General features: G+C 73.3%; 1 protein-coding gene and 1 pseudogene. Both read left to right on the forward strand.

What is annotated here, in order from left to right:
* The first annotated feature begins 263 nt into the window (after positions 1-263).
* Positions 264-980: a Tim44/TimA family putative adaptor protein gene (locus FV222_RS26650; RefSeq protein ID WP_147762169.1), complete on the forward strand. Its 717-nt coding sequence runs from the start codon at positions 264-266 to the stop codon at positions 978-980.
* A 31-nt stretch (positions 981-1,011) separates the two neighbouring features.
* Positions 1,012-1,208, forward strand: a pseudogene (locus FV222_RS26655) (transglycosylase); the annotation flags it as partial.

The following is a 1,208-nucleotide window of genomic DNA, read 5'->3' on the forward strand; positions in this document are numbered from 1 at the left end:
GCCCGGCCCGGCGCGACGACGCGGCCGGTGCGATCCCCCGCGATGCCGCCTGGAACCGGCCGGCGCATTGCCCCATATGCCCATTGCCCCCTATGCAGAGGGGGACGCGGCGCGTTCTCCGCGAGGCCGGCCACGCCCGCGGCGGATTCGTGCGGCATGACCGGACTCGCGTGCGACCCCTCTCGGATTTCCCGTCAGCCGCGCGCACGGGCCAAGGCTGCGGCCGCGGTCCGGGCTCCACGGCGGCCACCATCGGATCGGTGATGCAGGACAGCTTCGACGTGACGACGATCATCTTCCTGGCGCTCGCCGTCTTCGTGATCTGGCGGCTGCGCTCGGTCCTCGGGCAGAAGACCGGCGCCGAGCGCGCGCCGTTCAAGCCGGTGGACCGCAGCCGCACCGAGCCCCAGCCCGGCCGCAGCGAGGGCGACAACGTCGTGCGCCTGCCGGGCGCCGACCGGGCGCTCCCCGAGCGCAACGCCGAGACCCAGGCGCGCGACTGGCGCGGCATCGCCGAGCCGGGCTCGGCGGTGGCCCGCGGCCTGGAAGCGATCGTCCAGGCCGAGCCCGGCTTCGAGCCGCGCGCCTTCCTCGAAGGGGCCAAGGGCGCCTACGAGGCGATCATGATCGCCTTCGCCAAGGGCGACCGGAAGACCCTGAAGTCCTTGCTCTCCCGCGAGGTCGGCGACGCGTTCGAGCGCGCCATCGCCGAGCGCGAGAAGAATCGCCAGACGGTGGAGACCACCTTCGTCTCGATCGACAAGGCCGAGATCGTCGCCGTCGACGTGAAGAACCGCGTCGCGCAGGTGACGGTGCGGTTCCTCTCGAACCTCATCACCGCCACCCGCAACGCCGACGGCGTCGTGGTGGACGGCAGCGCCGAGGCAGTGGTCGAGGTGCCTGACGTCTGGACCTTCGCCCGCACGCTCGGCACCCGCGACCCGAACTGGCAGCTCGTCGCCACCGAGGCGGGCGCCTGAGGCCGTCCACGCAACCGATCGTTCCCGACCTATGGCACTCCGACGCCTCCCCCGCCCGACCGCAGCGTTCCGCGCTGCGGTCGCTCTCGTTTCAGGGATCGCCCCGGCCACCGCCGAGCCGCTGCGCGTCGGCAACGCCGTGCTGGAGCCGGTGGAGCTTGCCGCCCTGCCCGGCTGGCAGGCGGACGAGACGCGGGCCGCGTTCGAGGCCTTCCGGCGGACCTGCGC

It is taken from the genome of Methylobacterium sp. WL103, assembly GCF_008039885.1.
Classification (GTDB): domain Bacteria; phylum Pseudomonadota; class Alphaproteobacteria; order Rhizobiales; family Beijerinckiaceae; genus Methylobacterium; species Methylobacterium cerastii.

What these genes read in the sequence shown, in the direction of transcription:
- FV222_RS26650 (WP_147762169.1), top strand. Translation starts at nt 264, where the DNA reads ATGCAGGACAGCTTCGACGTGACGACGATCATCTTCCTGGCGCTCGCC.